The organism is Methylomonas sp. MED-D (assembly GCF_050276835.1).
Classification (GTDB): domain Bacteria; phylum Pseudomonadota; class Gammaproteobacteria; order Methylococcales; family Methylomonadaceae; genus Methylomonas; species Methylomonas koyamae_A.
Genome location: NZ_CP189965.1, coordinates 829983 through 849001, shown reverse-complemented (window position 1 = coordinate 849001; position 19019 = coordinate 829983). Strand labels below are relative to the sequence as shown.

General features: G+C 58.5%; 14 protein-coding genes. 7 read left to right on the top strand and 7 right to left on the bottom strand.

Going from position 1 to position 19019, the window contains the following annotated elements; genetic code table 11:
• From ACQE3E_RS03750 to ACQE3E_RS03720, 7 genes are all read left to right on the top strand, one after another.
• Entirely contained in the window at positions 1-999 is a 999-nt protein-coding gene (locus ACQE3E_RS03750; RefSeq protein WP_313729039.1) for a radical SAM/SPASM domain-containing protein, read from the top strand.
• 51 nt (positions 1000-1050) lie between these two features.
• Positions 1051-2238, top strand: coding sequence for an FkbM family methyltransferase (locus ACQE3E_RS03745; RefSeq protein WP_313729040.1), 1188 nt, complete (start codon positions 1051-1053; stop codon positions 2236-2238).
• A complete protein-coding gene (locus ACQE3E_RS03740; protein ID WP_313729041.1) occupies positions 2235-3332 on the top strand; it encodes an FkbM family methyltransferase in 1098 nt (365 codons plus the stop codon). The genes ACQE3E_RS03745 and ACQE3E_RS03740 overlap by 4 nt, the downstream gene beginning before the upstream one ends.
• A gap of 36 nt (positions 3333-3368) precedes the next feature.
• Positions 3369-4187, top strand: coding sequence for a cephalosporin hydroxylase family protein (locus tag ACQE3E_RS03735; protein ID WP_071157772.1), 819 nt, complete (start codon positions 3369-3371; stop codon positions 4185-4187).
• A gap of 37 nt (positions 4188-4224) precedes the next feature.
• Positions 4225-5412 carry a glycosyltransferase gene (locus ACQE3E_RS03730; RefSeq protein ID WP_427501232.1) on the top strand — a complete coding sequence of 396 codons (1188 nt, stop codon included), beginning with the start codon at positions 4225-4227 and terminating at the stop codon, positions 5410-5412.
• Between the two features lie 656 nt (positions 5413-6068).
• Entirely contained in the window at positions 6069-7340 is a 1272-nt protein-coding gene (locus ACQE3E_RS03725) for an HD-GYP domain-containing protein (protein WP_313729043.1), read from the top strand.
• Positions 7337-8989, top strand: a complete 1653-nt coding sequence (locus tag ACQE3E_RS03720; RefSeq protein ID WP_313729044.1) for an ATP-binding protein — start codon at positions 7337-7339, stop codon at positions 8987-8989. The genes ACQE3E_RS03725 and ACQE3E_RS03720 overlap by 4 nt, the downstream gene beginning before the upstream one ends.
• A gap of 193 nt (positions 8990-9182) precedes the next feature.
• Here the strand turns inward: ACQE3E_RS03720 and ACQE3E_RS03715 are convergent, their stop codons facing one another.
• From ACQE3E_RS03715 to ACQE3E_RS03685, 7 genes are all read right to left on the bottom strand, one after another.
• Positions 9183-10286: a glycosyltransferase family 2 protein gene (locus ACQE3E_RS03715; RefSeq protein ID WP_313729045.1), complete on the bottom strand. Its 1104-nt coding sequence runs from the start codon at positions 10284-10286 to the stop codon at positions 9183-9185.
• Between the two features lie 180 nt (positions 10287-10466).
• Complete coding sequence (locus ACQE3E_RS03710) at positions 10467-10778, bottom strand: immunity protein TriTu family protein (RefSeq protein ID WP_313729046.1); 312 nt, start codon at positions 10776-10778, stop codon at positions 10467-10469.
• A 59-nt stretch (positions 10779-10837) separates the two neighbouring features.
• The gene (locus ACQE3E_RS03705; RefSeq protein WP_139306215.1) at positions 10838-11476 is read right to left on the bottom strand and encodes a hypothetical protein; all 639 of its coding nucleotides are present in this window, start codon (positions 11474-11476) and stop codon (positions 10838-10840) included.
• Between the two features lie 829 nt (positions 11477-12305).
• Complete coding sequence (locus ACQE3E_RS03700) at positions 12306-13373, bottom strand: cobalamin-independent methionine synthase II family protein (protein ID WP_313729047.1); 1068 nt, start codon at positions 13371-13373, stop codon at positions 12306-12308.
• 275 nt (positions 13374-13648) lie between these two features.
• On the bottom strand, positions 13649-15388 hold the full coding sequence (locus ACQE3E_RS03695; RefSeq protein ID WP_313729048.1) for a tetratricopeptide repeat protein: 1740 nt from the start codon (positions 15386-15388) through the stop codon (positions 13649-13651).
• 26 nt (positions 15389-15414) lie between these two features.
• Entirely contained in the window at positions 15415-16758 is a 1344-nt protein-coding gene (locus tag ACQE3E_RS03690) for an HlyD family type I secretion periplasmic adaptor subunit (protein ID WP_313729049.1), read from the bottom strand.
• Complete coding sequence (locus ACQE3E_RS03685) at positions 16755-18896, bottom strand: peptidase domain-containing ABC transporter (RefSeq protein ID WP_427501231.1); 2142 nt, start codon at positions 18894-18896, stop codon at positions 16755-16757. Before ACQE3E_RS03685 ends, ACQE3E_RS03690 begins: the two co-directional genes overlap by 4 nt.
• Positions 18897-19019: the final 123 nt, after the last annotated feature.

Below are 19019 nucleotides of genomic sequence, written 5' to 3'. Positions count from 1 at the left end.
ATGCTCACCAAACAAGAAGCCAAAAACATCGACATCGCCGCAACCCGGGTCGACAATCTGCTCAAGGCGCTCGCCGAAAAACGCATCTTGAGTCTGATCGTCGAGCCGACATCGGAATGCAATCTGAGTTGCACCTTCTGCGACATGCACTCCGGACGTTACGACACCGATCACCGCAAGGGCATGATGAGCGACGCGGTGTTCGACAAACTGCTAACCGATCTGCAAGCCTTACCTTACAAGATGGCGATGATCCAATTTCACGGTTACGGCGAACCGCTGCTGAACAAAAAGATCGCGGCGATGCTGGCCGCCTGCAAGTCGCGGGGGCTAGCCGGAAAGCTGCGCATCATCACCAACGGCACCGTCCTGAAACCCGAGATTCTGGAAGAACTGTTGAATTCCGGCGTCGACGAAATCCACATCAGTCTGGATGCCTTCAGCCGCGAGGAATACCAAACCATCAAGGGTAAGGACTTCTTCGACAAGTTGATGCGCAACATTTACGCGGCGGCCGAAGCCGTCGAACAGCGTCAAACCGTCCAGCTTTACATCAAACTGGCCTCATCCGACGCCGAGTTGTACGGCATCACCGACAGCCTGTTCCAGCGAGGTTGGGACGGCCTGAAAACCTTATGCGAGCATTCGCAGGTGGTCCATCTGAAAGACATGCCGGTGTTCCACACCCACGACGGCCAAAAAATCGGCTTCGCCGGTTCCAACGCACCCTGCGAAATGCCGTTCTACATGGCCTACGTCAAATTCGACGGCAAGATTTCGGCCTGTTGCGCAGACATCTTCGGCGAATTGGCGATCGGCGATCTGAGCCAACAAAGTCTGCGGGAGATACTGGAAGGCCGCGCGCTCAACGACATTCGCAAAACCATGCTGGGAGGCGATCTCAAGCACCAGAAACCAATTTGTTATTACTGCGGCGCCAAAACCGTCGTCGATCTCAGCGCCCATGCCGAACAAATCCGGACGCTGTTGGACGATTGAAGCGCCCCGATTCGTCGTGTTCCCGATCGCAAATCCGTTCAGCCGATGATCTTGCAACATCCCATCGCCCGGCAATTTAGCCGCCTACCCGATCCGGCCGAAGCCCGCCGAATGCTGCGCCGGTTACAGCAAGTACCGAGTCACGCAGCCCCTCGCCGAGTAGACAAGCCGGTAACGTTGTACGGTGCCGGCAATTTAGGCAGACTGGCCCATGCCTACTTCAAGCGGATCGACGTCACCGTGCAAACCGTCGTCGACGCCAACGCCGGCACGCTGGCAAACACCCCGTTCTGGGAACAAACCCGGTTGATCGCGCCCGAGGACGTCCCGAACAAACTCAAAACCAAGACCTTGCTGGCAATCAGCATCGCCAACGATCCTTTTACACCGGTGGCCGAATATTTGACTCGGCAAGGCTGGCAGGATGCCGTGCCGTTTTACGACATTGCCGAAGCCTACCGCGATCGCCATCCGCTCTCCAACGGCTGGTTCGCCGACCCGTTCAGCGACATTGATCTGGACCGCATCGAAACGGTATTGGACGGCTGGCACGACGCCGTGTCCCGCGCGCACCACCTGCAATTCATCGCCTGGCGGCGGCTGCGCCAGGAATGGACGTTTTCCGCCGCGCCGGTCACGACCGACGACCGCTTCTTTATCCCCGAAGTGTTGGACTGCCTAAACCACGAGGAGCGTTTTATCGATTTGGGCGCCCATACCGGCGGCGTCGCCCGGCGCTTTTGCCAACTGACCGAGGGCCGCTTCGCCGAACTCTGCTTGATCGAGCCTGACCGAACCAGCCTCGCGCAACTCGAAGTCACCATGGACGAACTGGGGCTTTGCGACGATGCCCGGTTGCGGGTCATGGATTGCGGAATCGCCGCTCGAACCGGGATGGGGCGGTTTTACGAAGGCTTGGACTATGCCTCGCAACTGACCCCGCTCGGCAAGCGCAAATTGCCGGTCGTCGCGCTGGACGATTTGGAGTTTACGCCGACCTTCATCAAACTGCATCTGGAAGGCGGCGAGCTCGACGCGCTGAAGGGCGCCGAGCAGACCTTGTTGAGTCATCGGCCTATCGTCGTCGCCACGTCCTACCACAACGTCCAAGGACTCTGGGAATTGCCGCTGTGGCTGATGCAAACCTTGCCGAATTACCGGTTCTTGCTGCGCCTGCACAGTTGGTGCGGCACCGGCGCGGTGATCTACGCCCTGCCCAACGAACGGAGCAGCCATTGAGCGATTTTTGGACGCGCGCCGCCGATCTCCGTACCGATCAACAGCCCTTGGTTAGCCGCTTTCAGGCAGCGCTTTCGACGGGCATCGTCGTCTACGGCGCCGGATTCGTCGGCACCTGGGCCGTCCAGTATCTGCAAGGGTTGGGCGCCAAGGTCGTTTGCGTGGCGGACCGCAATCCCGAAAAATGGCACACGGCGATACGCGGCGTTCCGGTCGTAGCGCCGGAGCATCCTTCGGTCGCCGAAACCGGCTGGGTGCTGGTGGCCGCCCGCCACGCGGCTAAAGCCGTCGTCGAGCAATTGACCGCAACCGGCCTGACCGCGCTGAGTTTCGATGCGTTTTTCGCGGTCAGCCGCTATCCAGACATTCTGGAAATCAACGAGGCTTTTCTCGCCGACGAATTATCCCGGCAAACCTTGGGCGCCGTGGTGTTGGCCTGGCTGAGCGGCTCGCCGGCACCTTGCCGCGACGTGCAAGCCCCCGATCAATATTTTTGCCTGCCGGGATTTGCCGACGACGACCGCCACATTTTCATCGATGCCGGCGCCTACGTCGGCGATACCGTCGAGAAGTTCATCTGGGCCTGCCACGGCGCCTTCAAACGCATTCACGCCTTCGAGCCGGGCGAGCGGCAATTCGCCGCGTTGCGCCGGCGGACCGAACGCTTGACGGCGGAGTGGGCATTGGACGACGGTCAAATCGCGCTGGTCAACGCCGGCGTTGCCGAGGCCAGCGGCCGGATGGCTTGCGTCAACGTCAGCGGACCGGCACAAAGCTTGAATCTGGTCGAGGCCGCCGCCGATCGCGACGATCTGCCGACTAGCGCGGTTTACAGCCTGGACGACTACCTGCAAGGCCAGCCGGCCAGCTTAATCAAAGCCGACGTGGAAGGCCTGGAACTAGCAATGTTGCGCGGCGCGGCCGCCACGATCCGCCGCTGCGGCCCCAAAATGGCGCTCAGCGTCTACCACTTCCCCAGCGATATTTTCGAGATTCCGGCCTACGTGCGTAGCCTGGATTCTAGCTATCGCTTCGCGTTGCGCCACCATTCGCCGCTGCTGATGGAAACCGTGCTGTATTGCTGGAAAGAATAACCACCCGATTTCGCCCCCACCACACCGAAACCTCTCATGGACGCCAACAAGCAATTCGAAACTTACGTCGCCGACAACATTCGCCGGATCGGCACCGACCGCGATTTCATCGGACTTTCCAACATCTGGGTGCGCGAATCCATCCGCCATAATTACGCCCAGAACTTTACCTGGCTAGGCCGGCCGGTCATCCAGGTGCCGCAGGACGTTTACGCGATTCAGGAATTGATTTGGCGGGTCAAGCCGGACCTGATCGTCGAAACCGGCATCGCCCACGGCGGCTCGCTGGTGCTGAGCGCATCGATGCTGGCCCTGCTGGACTATTGCGACGCGGTCGCCGCCGGCCAAGCCTTGGACCCGCTGCAAAGCCCGCGCAAGGTATTGGGCATAGACATCGACATCCGTCCCCACAACCGCGCGGCCATCGAAGCCCATCCGCTGGCGCATAAAATCGAGACCCTCCAGGGATCGTCGATCGCCCCGGACATCGTCGCCACCGTCAAGGCCCGCGCCGCGCAAGCCCAACGCATCTTGGTTTTCCTGGACTCCAACCACACCCACGACCATGTGCTGGCCGAACTGGAAGCCTACGCGCCGCTGACCTCGGAAGACAGCTACTGCGTGGTCTGGGATACCGGCGTCGAAGATCTGCCGGAAGGCTTTTGCCGCGACCGTCCCTGGGACAAGGGCAACAACCCGAAAACCGCGGTTTGGGAATATCTGCGCCTGCTGCGCGGCGAAGGCCGCCAAGCCGCCGACGGCAAGGTGCTGAATTTCGAGATTGATAAAACCCTCGAACATAAAATCGCCATCACCGCCTCGCCGGACGGCTTTCTGCGCCGCGTACCGGCTTGACACCAACCATGGTTCGATACCTCGCACCGAACGCGCCATGACTCACGAAGTTCCGTTAATCGCCACCGGCGACCGGCACTTTCCGCCGCTGCCCGCCTCCGCGCAAGCCGCGATTTTATTGCCGACCGCGCGCTGGACGCCGATGGCGCGCTCGGTGATCGCCTCGCTGGTCGGCACGGCCAACGAGGAAACCGTGGTGCTGGTCGCCGACAACAGCGAAACGCCGGAAAAACGCGAATTTCTGGAACGCATCCGGGCCCTGAATCCCTATGTCTTCGCGATCGCACACCAGAAGAACGTCGGCGGCGCAGGCAATTTGAGCTATCTGTTCGAGTGGTGCGGCGACTTACCCTATTGCGCGATGATGGCCGACGACGACTGGATGTCGCCGACTTATCACGCCGACGCCTTCGAACTGCTGCGCGGCGACGCCAAACTCAGCTGCGCCGAGGTCGGCAGTACCTTCGTGGACATCGGCGACGGCAAGCTGGTCAACGTCAGCCAAGCGGCGATGCAGGGTGCAACCCCGGCCGAACGTCTGCCAACCTGGCGCCCCGAGGTGGCCCGCGCGACGATGTACAACGCCTCGCGACGCGGCGCGCTGAACCACGCCTTGCAATTCCTGGCCGCGACGCCGCTGCACGGCCTGACCTTGGCCGAAGACTTGTGGGAATTGAATCGGTTGGCCTTGGGCGATTTCGTCAGCCAGCCAGGGCCGGGCTGCTTGGTACATTATCCGGCGAACGGCTCGCAAAACGGCGACGGCACCCAACGCTTCTACGAACTGATCTGCAAAGGCGTCGGTCTGCAGTTTTCGTTCGTGTATTTCACCGCGCTGAGTACCGCGGTCCAATGCGCCTTGTTCTTGGGCGGCAGCCACTCGCCGATTGCCGACCCATTGCAACGCGCCGTCTGCGCCCAACAGGTATTCGCCAAAATCTACGCCGCCGGCTTTCTACCGATGGTCAGTGCCGAATCCAGCCACGCCGCCGCCCGCATGCTGTTCGCAGAGCACCCGCGAGCGCTGGCCGGCTACCTGAAATTTTGCGCGCCGCCCTACAGCTTGCAACCGGTGTTTGCCGCCGACGTCGTATGCTGGTTCATCGAGTTGATCGAAGTCTTCGAGGATAAAACGCCGGCGGCTCCCGAGCGGCTATCACGCCGCTTCGCCAGCTTCGTCGACGGTCTGATGCCGGGCTTGCTAAATGCCGACGGCGATTGCTGATCCGAATTTCGCGGCAAATTGGCGGTAACCCAAGTATTCGGTGATGGACCTTGCACAAAGTCGTTGATCACGGTGCGGACAGACCGGTGTCGGAACGCCCTCAATCGCGGCTGAAGCCGCTCCCACGCCCATTTGTTGCATTCTCCGGGGCGAAAATCTTTTCACGAACGTTAGGCAATCAGTCACCTAGCCGGCCACCAGAGTATCCGACGAAGTCGAATAGAACTAGTGACCGATCGCTATCGCTCCATCAATTCCCTTGTGATTGCTCGAGTTGTTATGATAGCGTGCAAGCGCGCGTTGACAGACACTGAAAATTAGTGGCCTAATCCGAAGGCATTCGGCGGAGAATGAACGCCAGACGACCTTGACCGAAAATCTCGAATCAACCTTTGCGGCAGCGTTTCACATTGGTTTTCGGGAAAAATGAGCGGCCGGCTTCGCAAATGCGCCGATACATAAGTTTACGGGACGAAACCAACCGCCACCGGCACGTCAATTTGGAAGAGACTTCCGCTCAATCACACTGCGGCGGTGCCGACATCCATCGGAAGACGGATCGCAAAATCTTGAGTGGCCGGGCGCGGAATATCGGTCGAGACCGCCGAATTCCGCGGTATTCCATTTGATACAAGTAGATCGGACTGTCGCTACCGATGCCAGATAACTTCAATATTACGATGGATCAGCTCCGGGTCGGGTTATATATCCACCTCGATCTCAAGTGGTTTGATCACCCGTTCTCGTTCAGCAATTTCAAGATCAAGAACGAGGCACAGATCAAGACCATCCAGAGTCTCGGGCTCAAGTCGATTCGTTACGATCCGGCCCTCAGCGATGTCAATCCGCTCCCTCAAAAGACACAGCAGGTACAGCAAACACCGGAAGCGGCCAAGCCTGATATTTCGCCGGTGTTGGCGGCCAAGGTCGCGCTGGTAGAACGCATCCAGCGGCAGCGAGAGGCAGCGGCGCGGATTGAAAATGCCTTTATCGATACCGCTAAAACGATACACGGCATCGAGAAAAGCCTGTTTACCATGCCGGCGGAGACCGTGCGAAAGGCGGGACAATTGGTGGATCAAATTATCGACTCCCTGCTTTCCGCGCCGGAACTCGCCATACACGTCATGATAGGCAAGGCAGGTGCCGAGGAAATGTATTACCACTCGTTGAATGTCACCATGCTGTCGCTGATGATGGCGCGCGACATCGAGTTGCCCCAAGAAGTGGTCGGCACTTTGGGCATAGGCGCGCTATTTCACGATATTGGTCATAAGGAGATTCCGTCCAAGATCCTGATGAAAAAGGAGCCGCTCAATCAGGCCGAGCGGCATTTATTCGAAATGCATTGCCAGTATGGCGCGGATATCGGCCAGCGACTGGGGCTTGCACCCGCCGTCTTGACCATCATCAGCGAACATCACGAATTGTTCGATGGGACCGGCTACCCGAGCAGACTCAAGGGCGAAGCGATAGGCTTACTGTCCCGCATCGTCGTCATTGCCAACCATTATGATGAACTTTGCAACCCGGTGAACATTAACAACGCGCTGACGCCTCACGAGGCTTTGTCGACGATGTTCGCCAAGTTGCGCAACAAATTCGATCAGAAATTGCTCCAGGTCTTCATCCGTTGTCTTGGGGTGTATCCGCCCGGTACGATCGTGCAGTTTTCCAACGGCGTGATCGGCATGGTCGTCACCGTCAATACCGCCAAGCCGATGAAACCGCTGGTGCTCATTTACGACGCGGATATCCCCAGGGACGAGGCTATCCTGGTGGACATGGCCTGCGAAGCGGATGCGAATATCGCGAAGGCGATCAGACCTGCGCAGGTTCCGAGGGAAATATACAACTACCTCAGTCCTCGCAAACGGGTCAATTATTATTTCGACCCGAGCAGCCCCGGCCAGGAGCAAGCCAGATGAGCAGCCTCGAACATCTGATGATCGATTACTGCCAGCATATGATGCTGCTGGTTGAACCCGGTGAGTTGCGGATCATCGTCGCCAACAAGATGGCAGAGAAAATGCTCGGCTATTCGGAACTGGATTTGCTGGCCATGGCGATCACGAATATCGAAAGTTCATTGCAGGACGTGTTTTATTGGGAAGACGTCCGCAACGGCCAATACCAGGATATCGAGACCCAGGATGGGCTTTATCAATGCGCCGACGGTTCGCTGCTGACGGTGACCAAATCGGTCAAGATCATTCACCACGATGGCCGTCCGCTGATTCTGATCCAAGCCAGGGATGTCCAAAACGAACACAAGGCCGAGGATGCCCTGGCCCAGCTATTGTCCCAGCTCAGGGCCACGCTGGAATCGACCGGCAACGGCATACTGGTCATCGATTGGCACGGCAAGATCGCCAACATCAACCGCCAGTTCAGTAGCATGTGGGGCATTTCGGACGACTTGCTGTTCGAGACAGAAGAAGCCGATATTCTCGAGTTCATTACCGGGCAGGTCGTCGAGCCCGAGGCATTTCGTGTGCGCTTACAAGAGCTCGTTGGGGACGGGGAAACCGAAGATATCCTGAGTCTCCAGGATGGCCGGGTTTTCGAATGCCGATCGCGGCCGCAATATCTTGGCGAACACATCATCGGTCGCGTCTTCGGCTTCAACGATATCACCGAACACAAACGCGCCGAGGAAGCGTTGCGCGACTCCCGAGATAAACTCGAAGAGCAGGTTCAAAAGCGCACCGCCTCGCTGCAAATGGCCAATACCCAACTGCTGGCCGAGAAGGCGCGTCAAGAGGACCTGATCAAGCAGCTTGAAGAAACCCAGATGCAACTGCTGCAATCCGAAAAAATGGCTTCGATCGGTCAGCTCGCGGCCGGCGTGGCTCACGAGATCAATAATCCCATTGGCTTCGTCAACTCCAACTTGAGTACCTTGCAGGAGTATGTGGATGGAATGCTCAGACTGCTGGCGGCTTACGAAGACGTCGAAGGTAAGCTGGTGAATGAGGCCTTGCAGGACATTACGCTTCTGAAGCAGGAAATCAATATCGGCTATCTGCGCCAAGACATCGGCGAACTTCTGGCGGAATCTCTCGACGGTTTGCAGCGAGTGCGGCGTATCGTTAAGGATCTAAAGGATTTCTCTCACGTTGGCGAATTGGAAAAGCAGTCGGCGAATCTGGAGGCGGGGCTCGACAGCACGCTGAACGTGGTATGGAACGAAATCAAGTACAAAGCCGAGGTCGTCAAGGAATACGGCGCAATCCCCGAGATCAACTGCATCGCGTCCCAACTCAACCAAGTGTTCATGAACCTGCTGATCAATGCGGTGCAAGCCATCGAGGATCACGGCCGAATTACGCTTCGCACCGCTTATGACGAGAACAGTGTCTGGGTTGAGGTGGAGGATACCGGCAAGGGCATCAAGCCAGATCAGCTTGGAAAAATCTTCGATCCGTTCTTTACCACCAAGTCGGTCGGCATGGGCACCGGCTTGGGTCTTTCCTTATCCTACGGCATCGTGAACAAACACAACGGACGCATCGAAGTGAAAAGCACGGTCGGCAAGGGCACTTGCTTTCGAGTCTTGTTGCCCCGGACCGGCTGACAGGCTAATTTGGCGAGGTCGCCCGTGGTTGCTTTGCCGCCTCAAGTTCGCGGAAGTTGGACCGGCCCAGCAAGCCGCTTTGGCGAAGCGCAACCGTAAAAAACGGATCGATAGCGGCAGTCCGCGTTACCAACAACCGCCTTCTTCAAACGCAGAATCCGAGCGTCTTGATTGCTCAAAAAAGCCCTCCCCGCTACACCCCCAACTGCGCCCGCCAGAAGTCGTTCAGTACGTTGGTTTCCTGACCGCCGCCTTGGTAACGGTCCTCGAAGCGCTGAAACTCCTGCTCCAACGCGCTGAATTCCTGGCGTTGATGGTAGGACAGGCCGGCCGATAAATCGTTGGCGGCCCAGGTCGTGGTCCGGTAGCGCTGGAGTTTTTCGCGGGAAAACTCGTAATCGAAATAGCGCAAATGAATCAGCGTCAGGTCGTCGGCTTTTTCGCTGCGTTCGTAGCATTGGTGCTGGCCCGGCGTGAACGACACGGGGTCGCTGAGGATGGCCACCTTGTCCAAGGCGGTGTTGCGCAACAAGGCCCGCCGCTGGCCGACGATGGGCTGAGATAGATCGATCGCCGCATCGCTACCACGCAGATGCACCAAATCCCAACCGGTCGGGATTAACCGCCTGGGCGTATCGACGGACAAGCGGGTCACGTAATCGGCCAGACTCGAATACGCGGAGCGGGTCGGCACGATGAATTCGTCTGAATCGGTCACCACCACCAAGTCGTAAGTCTCCAGCAGAAAATGTTGGAAAATGCCCAGACTGCGCGACAGTCGCCACGAATCGAAACTGGTGCGGGGCTGGCGAATCACGTTGACGGCCGCCGGCAGATAAGTGCGCGGATCGCGGTCCGAGCCGTCGTCGATCACATACAGATTTTCCAGACCGAACTGGCGTCCGTAGTAATCCACCCATTTCGGCAGCACGAAGTCCTCGTTATAGGCAATCGTCAGCGCCGCCACCCGCTTGACCGTACTCGGCCTAGCCCGGTAAACCCCGGCTTGCAAGGCTTGCCGGGCTAACAGCGTGGCGGCCAGATTCAACCGGTGCGCGACCGCCCGTTGCGTGTCGCCGTTGTATTCGTGGAACACCAGGCGCTCCAACTCCTCGCTCCGCTCGGTGCCGATCGGTATCGCGATCGGCAAGGCCGCGCCGGTCAGCGGAAAGCGGCCCAGCACGACCTCGGCGCCGGCTGCGTCGGTCTGGCAAACCACCAGCACGCCGTCGCGCGGCGTCTCCGACAACATGACCTGGCACTGCTCGTAATTCAAAAAAGTAATATCGATTTTCATAGGCTACTCAAAATAGGCCGGAACCCTGCCGGCGGTGACGCCAAGTCGGCAACGCAGCCGACCGCCAACGCGCAAGGCCACGACCGGGAAACAGATCGCCGGCGAGATGATGCCGGTAATGGCGCGGCATCTTTCGGGAATTTGTGACCCGCGTTAAACGCGACCGCTTCGGAACCGACGCTAAGCATAATCGGACGGCCCAGCGATACTAAGCGACTCAAAGAAGTCGGCGAACTGTTCCGAGAACGCCCGTCCCTCATGTAAACTTCCATGGCTTGAGAAAATAGTCCTCTCCGTCTCTAGCTCAATAATCTCTGCGTCGAAATCACCACTTTCCCAATATGTAATCCGAGCCACCATCGTAGGCGTATCTATATCGAGTCGCGCTGATGGATTGTGTGACATTTCGCTTTCTGTGACTCTCGCCTCGACATCATTGCCGAGAGCCTTATCTGTGATTTGCTTTGCCCAGCCGATAAAGGTGTCCAACACGCTCTCTCCTCTCATGGAAGTTTAGTTGCCGAGTGTAGGATATCCGTTGCTTCGGGCATTTAAGGAATTGACATTCCTTTTCGAGCCGCAAGCCGCCCCTCTAGAGAGTTGGGGCCAATAATTTTAGCCCAACCTTCATTTGTTGCCTTCAACGATGACGTCGGGACGTTGAACTCAACGTACATACTTCCCGGCTTCGCCTGGTTTATAAAAGCCGAAGCATCCTCTGGATCCGCAACATGGGTGGTTCCAGAAAAGCTTTCCTGCACCTTTCCAGACGCCTTCATGGCATCATGCTCAGCCTGCGACATCCACCGCCCGACTCTGGTTGTTTCCTTTACAACTTTACTCGTATCCCAAATTGTATCGGTAATCTTGCCAATTTTTCCTAGGAGACCTCCACCCGTCGCCCCCAAAGCAGCGGAAATACCGACATCTCCCCAGTTGACGGCACCAATATCACCACCGTTGCTGTACATTTGCAAACCAAAATCAAAGGTTGCGCCAACAAACGCCCCGAACAACCCGAAAGTCCCCGTCGGATCCGTATAGCCGACCGGATTGCCGAACACCCCAATGCCCTGAAGTTCAACGGTTACAGTCCATATAAGCCGCCGGCCGAATGAAGTCGAAGCCAGCCATTTTGCTTCGACTTCGCTCAGCCAACGGCTTAACTTAAAGACATTACTTCCAAGCAATCTACCAGATGTATCTATCCCGCCGGCCGAAAACCTCCCGTTCCGGCTCAAACCTCGGGCCGGCCGGCCGGGATACTCGACGGAGCGGTTTCAAACCTCACCGTTGCGGATTGAGCGGGGACGATTCCGGCTGCAAGCCACAGCGATCTGTGTTGAACATGCATGCTTCTCTATTGGTACAGCATCGTTCCAGCTTCGATAAGCAACGTGCTTGTTGGAACACGGAACGTTTTACGATGAACGCGAATCGGCCTAGAAAGTTTTTGAAGCGTTCCACGATAACCATGGAACGCCGCACTGCGCCACCTCGGCGATCTACTCCAATCGGACAATGTTCTTCGGCGGGCATCGAGCGATCTACCTCAACCAGACACTGGTCTATGTTCAACCGAGAACGTTGCAGGTTGCCGAGAAGTCGTTAGCCGTTTCGTCGAGAACTCTGCACTTCCAACACTGACCGCTGCGGGTTCACCTTGAATGCTTCCCGGTCTAAACCGGAACGGTCCAGTGTGATTGGCAATCGATGTGAGATTTTGTTGAAGCGCTGGTCTTCAGCTCAGAGTCGCCGGACCTGTCGGGCACATCGCGGCGGATTGAACTAAAAACGCCGCGAAGCGCGCGAACATTAACGTTCCGCCGCTCAAGCTCCCGGCGCGACCCGGACCAGGGCGATCCCCCAAAAATGCCTCGCCCGGCGAAATGGCCGTCAGCGCCGATGTGTGGGCCTAAGACACCAAAGCGAGGACAAGCACGGATCGCTCGGTTGAAATATCCGCGCGAAATCGCGTGGATTCAAGCTGGCTTCGGAATGGTTTGCCTCAACCACTGCCTACCCTAATTTCAGCGCGGCCTCGGCCAGCTTCGTGCCGATCACTCTGGCTTCGATTTTGGCGAATGCGGTGTCTCGCCCGGTAGAGCGGTCGTCCTCGAACGGCGAAAATCCGCAATCGTCGGTGCTGCCCAATTGGTGGATTGGTATAAATTCGGCGGCTTGCAAGATCCGGTCGCGGACCGATTCCGGCGACTCGACCGCCGGATCAAGCACATCGATGACGCCGACATAGACCCGCTGATGGCCCCGGAGATGGTCGCGGACCACGGCCAAGACCTGTTCCGGTCGGTTTTCGCTCGCCAGTTGCATATAAAAATGGCCGGCCTGAAGTTGAAACAGCTCGGGCAACAGCTCGGCATAATCAACGTCGGCGCTGTGGGTGGAGTCGTGGTCGCCGCCCGGACAGGTATGGACGCCGATCCGTTGGCGTTCGTCCGCCGTGAAATGCGCCAATACCCGGTTGTTCAGCGCGATGAATTGCCGGAGCAGTTGTTTGGACGGATCGAGCTTCACGGACAATCGGCCTTCGGTAAAATCGATCTGCACATGTTGCGCGCCTTGCGCCAGACAACCGCAGATGTCCGCCACGGCTTCCCGGATCAGATCATCGATAAACGCCTCGCGCGTATAGCCTTCCAAGCCCTGTTGCGGGTAAAGCAGACTGAGCGCCGACGCCGAGATGACGGCCTGTTTCAGCGGCCGTGCGGTATAGCGTTTGGCGGCGCGGACATAATCGCCGGCATAAGCGCCGTAGCGGAACGGCCCGGCATTCAACCTGGGCAGTTGCCGGGTATGCCCGTCGGCGAACGGGATAACCACCCCGTCAGCGGCAAGATTGTCCAGCCCTTCCAGCGGATAGGTGGCGAAACTGGATTTGGTCTGTTCGCCGTCGGAAATCACCGGCGATCCGGTCCGCTCGAAGCGTTCCAGGGTGTCTCGCAGCGCCGCGTCGTAGCACGCATCCAGCCGTTCGCGCGGCAACCGGCCCGCGCGGAATTCGCTCAGCGCATCCAACAATTGCGGCGGGCGGGGGATGCTGCCGATGGCTTCGGTCGGTATTATCATGGGCTTCTCCGAGTGATTTGCAGGTTGTCGTAGGTCATTAAGCCTAAAAGAATCCGTTGGGTAAAATACGGACATACCGGTGGCGGAACGCCGTCAATCGCCGCTAAAGCCGCTCCCACGCCCTTTTTCTCACGCCTTGGGGCGAACCCTTTCATGATCGTTAGGTTGATTCGCCAATTTCGGCTAGCGGCGAAAGCGTCGAAAACCGCCAATCAAATCGCGCGGAACCGCCTTCGAACCAACGGCCGGCCCCGCAGTGATTGCCCGGTCCGTCCTTAGTCGAACAACCCGGCGATCGTCGCTTCGAAGTTTTTGACGAAGCGGCGGGTGTCGAATAGCGCGGAACTGCGGCCCTGGGTGTGCAGGCGATGTCGATAGGTTTGCAACGCCGTCGGCTCCGATGCCAGCCCCACCGCCAGATTTTCGTAATCCAGCCAGCTGGTGGTAATCAATTCCGGCAGACCGACCGCGTGCAGCAAGCTGCCGGCCATCCGCGACGCGAAGGTCTTGCCGGAACAGGTCAGCACCGGCAAACCGGCCCATAACGCGTCGCTGGCGGTAGTGCCGGCGTTGTAGGGATTAGTGTCCAGCAATAAATCGGCCGCCCGGTAGCGGGCCAGATACTCGGACGGGGCGGCTTTGTCGGCAAACACCAGCCGGCCGGGATCGACTCCGCGTTTTACCGCCTCGGCCGCCAGATTGCCGCGCGCCGTCGGGTTGTCGATCGCCAGCCACAACACACCGCTCGGCACCCGCCGCAGGATGTTCATCCATACCGTAAACACCGGCTCGCTGATCTTGTAGCTACCGTTAAACGAGCAGAACACGAAAGCGTCGTCGGGCAAACCGCAGGACGCCCGGCTCGGCGTCTCGGCAATCGGGCGCTGGCTGTCGTTGGCTTGGTAAACCTCCGGCAAATACAGGGGCTTCTCGAAATAGTAGCGGGCCAGCGCTTCCGGAAATACGTAGCGGTCGGCCAGGATGTAATCGATCTCGGGCATGCCGCAACTGCCGACGTAACCCAGATACGAAATCTGCACCGGTGCCGGCTTGTGGGCGACGATGCCGGGCCGGGCGCCGGCGGTCAAGCCGGTCAGGTCGATCAATACGTCGATTTCGTGGCGGCGTATCGTTTGCGCCGCCTCCTCGTCGGACAGCGCATGGATAGGCAAATGCCTATCAAAAGCCGCCAGCATCCGCTGCCGCATCGTGCCGCCGTCCTCGGGACTGAAATCGATGCCGTACACTTCGAAGCGCTCTCTGTCGTGCAGTTCCAGCAACTCGGCGGTCAAAATGCTGACCGCGTGCCAGCGAAAGTCGCAGGACAAATAGCCTATCCGCAATTTGTCGTGCCGATAGCCGTCGAGCGGCGCCATCCTCGCCAGATTGCGCGGCACCTTGCGCTCCACCCAGGCGGTGATCGCCGCCAATTGCAGGGCCGGATCGTCGCTGGAGGCCAGCAAGCCCAAGGGCCCGACGTTCTGTTGTAAAGTCCGTAACGGGATGCCGGCCACGCCGTCGAACACCGGCCACTGGCATTTTTTCTGGCGAATATGCAGATAATGCTGCATCACGTCGGGTTGATCCGGCATGACCGCCAAGCTGCGCCCGAGCAAGGCTTCGGCTTCGTCGAAGTTGCGGTTGACCTCTTGCAGACGGCCGGCGTGATTCAACAACAAAGTCTGCCCCTCGACCGGTTGCAGCGCCTGCAACCAGATCGCCATTGCCCCGGCCTGATTGCCCTGAGCTTCCAACGTCAAACCCAAATTCACTGCCGCCTGATAAAAATCCGGCCTAAGTTGCAGGGCCTCTTGATAGACGGCGATCGCCTGCTCGATGCGTCCGGCCGGACGCAGCAGGCTGCCGAGATTGAACAGCGCCAGGTGGCGCAATTGCGGCTCGGCGCCGGGCGAGGCTAGCCAATCGGTATAACAGGCGATCGCGGCGGCGCTGTCGCCGCTTTTCGCCAACGCGTCGGCTTGCGCCATGACCTCCACCAAAGTCGTCGCTTTCATGGTTGCATTACTTGTGTTGTGTGCCATCAGGGTTCTTGTATCGATTCGTCCAACGCCTTGGTCAGCGGCCAGAGCAGGTAAGAAATCACCGAACGCTTGCCGACCACGATTTCGGCGGTCAAGGTCATGCCCGGCAACAATCTGGCTTGGCCGGGCAGATTCTTTAGCCGCCCGTCGCCCAAGGCCAAGCGGCTGGCGTAATAGGCCTCCATGCCGGGACCGGCCGATTCGCGGCGAAACGCGTCCTCGCTCAGCGTCCGCACCGTCGCTTCCAAGGTACCGTGCAGTTGGAAGGGATAGGCGTCCAGTTTCAGCCTAGCCAGATCGCCCGGTTTGACGTAGCCGACGTCCAGCGAATCGATCTCGACTTCGGCTTCCAATTCGGCTTCCAACGGCACCAGCGTAAACAGCGGTTCGGCGGCCTTGGCTACCGAACTCAGCGACAATTTCGCGACATCCAGCACCACGGCTTCGGCTGGCGATACCAACGTGACCAGTTTGTGGCGTTTTTCGGCTTTTTGCAGTTGTTCGTTAACCTCGTCGCGCTCGCGCTGAGTCGCCAGCAAATCTTCCATGGTTTTTTGCCGCCAGCCTTTATCGAAGGCCGCCTTTTCGGCCTCCAGCGCGGCCAGCTCCCGCTTCAATTCCTGTTCGCGGTTCTTTGCCAACTGTAAATCGCGCTCGACTTCCATGCGCTTCTCCTGGGCTTCCAGCATTTGCACGCGCGCGCCGTAATGGCGGTTGACCAAGTTGTTCTGCATTTCCTCGATCTCCAGCAGCGGCTTGACCCTTGCAGATAGCGCTTGCTGATCGCGTAGATTAGTCGTAATCCCGGCATGCAGTTGTTGAATTTTTTCCGAGAGCTGCTTTTGCTGGGCCTGATAATTGGCTTTGCGTTCGGCGTCCAGTTGCGCCTGCAATTGCCGGTCGGCCGTGTCCGATTCGGCATCGGCCGACTTGGCCCCGGACAGTTCGGCATTCAGACGTTGCACTTGGGTGTTTAAACTATCCAGACGTATCCGCAACTGGGCCTGATCGGCTTCGGCAAAGGTCGGGTCCAGGGTCGCCAATTGCTGACCCTTGTGGACGATTTGGCCGACCCGCACGTCCAGGCTGGCGATGATCGAGGTTTCCAGCGGCTGCACGACGATATTGGGCAGCGGTGTGACCAGCCGACCCCGCGCGACCACGACCCGATCGACGTCCGAGTAAATCGCCCACAGCAAAAAGCCCAGCAAGGCGGTCAGCAGCACGTAGAGCGTGATGCGGGCCTGACGCGGCAGCGGACTGCGCTCGATTTCGTCGGCATCCGGCAGGAAGTCCACCGCCAGTTCGTCGGTGGCGTGCTTATTCGGAACGCCGGGTTTCACAGATGACTGGTTTGTTGGTTCCATAATTGCCGATAGGTATCGCAGCGGCTTAATAAGTCCTGGTGGCGACCGCTGTCCACCAACTTGCCTTGCTGCATCACTAAGATCGCGTGGGCGTTGACCAGCGTCGATAAACGGTGGGAAATCATAATCACGGTGCGGCCGACGGCGATGCGGGACAGGTTGCGGATAAAGATCGCCTCGCTTTCCGGGTCCAGGGCGCTGGCGGCTTCGTCGAGGATCAATATTCGCGGCCGCGACAGCAAGGCGCGGGCGATCGACAACCGCTGCTTTTGCCCGCCGCTCAGGTTGGCGGCGTTTTCTTCCAGCAAGGTATCGTAGCCTTGCGGCAAGCGTTCGATGAACTCGTCGGCGCCGGCGGCCTGCGCTACAGCGACGATGTCTTCGAAACTGGCGCCCGGCTGGGTAACCGAAATATTCTCGCGGACGCTGCCGCGAAACAAGAAATTCTCCTGCAGCACCACGCCGATTTGCCGCCGCAAATGAGACAAATCGATTTCGCGCATGTCCACGCCATCGAAACGAATAATGCCTTCCTGCACCGGATACAAACCTTGGATCAGTTTGGTCAGCGTGGTTTTACCGGAGCCGCTCCGGCCGACAATGCCGATGACCTTGCCGGCCGGGATCGTGAAGCTGGCTCTATCCAGCGCCGCGACGCTGGACCCCGGATAACGAAACGCCACCGCGTCGAAGGCAATGGCGCCGGCCAATTGCGGCCGCAAACCGCCGGCGCCGGACCGGCCTTCCGGAGCGCGGTTCATGATCTCGCCGAGCATACGCACCGACAGCGCCGTTTGTTGATACTCGTTGATCAAGCCGACGATTTGCAACAACGGCGAGCTGACCCGGCTGGACAACATTTGAAACGCAATCAAGGCGCCGACCGACAAGGTCTGATCGAACACATCTTGAGCACCGATAACGATGATGACGATCGGCAACAGCTTGCCGAGGAAATCGGTGACGGTTCCGCCGGCGATCGACAACTTGCCGACCCGAAAATGCATCGTGATGGACTGCGCGGAAAATTGGTCCCAGATCCGCCGTTGCATCGGTTCGATGGCCAGCGCCTTGACGGTACGCATGCCGTGTATGGTTTCGACCAGCAAGGCCTGGCGCTTGCCCTCGGCACTGTACAAGGCATCCAACCGGCGCCGGTAACTGGGCAGCAAGACCGCGATAATCGCCGCGATCACCACCGAAAACCCCAACACGATCATCGCCAGCTTGACCGAATAAGCGAACAAAATCGGCAGAAATATCAGCAGCGCCAACACGTCCAGTGCGGTAAAGAACAGCCGCCCGGTCAAAAATTGGCGTATGCCTTCCAATTGGTGCATGTGGCGCGTAATGACGCCGGCCGTCGTGGTCTCGAAATAATCGATTGGTAGCGACAATAATTGCGCGAAGGCGCGCCGCGTCAGGCGCATGTCGATTTTGTTGGTGGCCGCCAAGGTCAACAACTGGCGAAGGTAGCCGAATATCGAATCGAACACCAAGGCCAGCATCACACCGATGCCCAAGACCCAGAGCGTGGATAGACTCTGGTGAACCAACACTTTATCGATGACCAACTGAAAGAAGATCGGGGAGGCCAGCCCTAAAAAATGCATCGCGAACGCGGCCACGGCAATGTCCCGAAAAGCCGCCTTCTGCTTCAGGATTTCCGGAATGAACCAGCGCAAACCAAACGGCTGATTCGGATCGCCGAGGGCGTGGTGGCGCTTCAGAAGCACCACTTCGCCGGACCAACGTTCCCACCATTGCTCGCGGTCCAAATAGGTCACGGCCGCGTCGCCGGCCAGCGGATCGAGGATCGCCACCTGTTCCGGCGCTTCTTTCTTGATGCCGACCACAATCACGGCGCCGCCGTCCCGCAGTCTGGCCATGATTGGGAAAACCCCGGTTTGCGCTAGTAATGTCTGCCAGCTTAAGCGGGCAATCTTGATTTTCAGCCCTATATCGGTAGCAATACGCTGCAACATCGCCGCATTGGGTTCCTTGGCTTCCAGTGCATACTCGTCGATCAGCCGTTCCGGATTGATCTGTATGCCGTGATGCTGGGCGATCGCGGTCAAACATTGAATAACCGAATGTTGAAACTTGTCAGCCATGTAGAGTGTGATACCCGCTAGTGCTATACGCCAAACCCGGCATGATAACTGGAAAACACAACCGGCCGGACATCATGGTGTTGCAATGCCGCCGCTATCAGCCAAATAACGCAAACGACATAA